The organism is Microbacterium sp. zg.Y909, from assembly GCF_024626565.1.
The window spans coordinates 1-639 of the sequence record NZ_JANJFJ010000731.1 but is presented as its reverse complement, the minus strand read 5'-3'; the positions used below and the strand labels follow the sequence as shown (position 1 = coordinate 639).

Below are 639 nucleotides of genomic sequence, written 5' to 3'. Positions count from 1 at the left end.
TCGACGGTCATACGTTGTTTCAGTCCTCCAGGACGGCTTCGAACAGCGTCAGCACTTCGGCCTGCGGTTCGGTGAGGGTGAGGGTGACGACGGGACGTCCGTGGGTCCCGGCGAGCACGGTGGCGTCTCCGGCGGCTTGTGCCCGGATGAGCTCGCCGAAGGTGAAGGGGCGACCCGGGATCTCCAGGTCGACTTCTCCGGCATCGAGGATCTGCACGAAGACGCCGTTGGCGGGGCCGCCCTTATGGTACTGCCCGGTGGAGTGCAGGAACCGCGGACCCCAGCCGAACGTCGTGGGGCGGCCGCTGTCGGCCGCGACCATCTCGCGCAGACCCGCCAGCTGCGAAAGGTCGAGCCGGTCGACATAGGCCTGCAGCGACACGTAGCCGTCGGAAGGAACGCGCGCCCAGAGCGACTCCAGAACGCCGGCAACGGTGCCCGACACGGCGAGTGCCGGATCCGAGACGCGCACCTCCACGCCCTGCTGGACGAAGGCGGGTGCCGACGGAGCAGGGCGGACCTCGAGCATGCCGCGCGCGGCGACCTTGGCTGCTTCCACGTCGGGCTGATCGAAGGGGTTCACGCCGAGCAGGCGGCAGGCGATCGCGGTCGCGTACTCCCACACCACCAGCTGCGCGC

The 639-nt window shown here is 69.6% G+C and carries 1 pseudogene; it reads right to left on the bottom strand.

From position 1 onward, the window contains the following. Window positions 1-19 precede the first annotated feature (19 nt). A pseudogene (locus NQ160_RS24435) lies at window positions 20-639 on the bottom strand (glucose-6-phosphate isomerase); the annotation flags it as partial.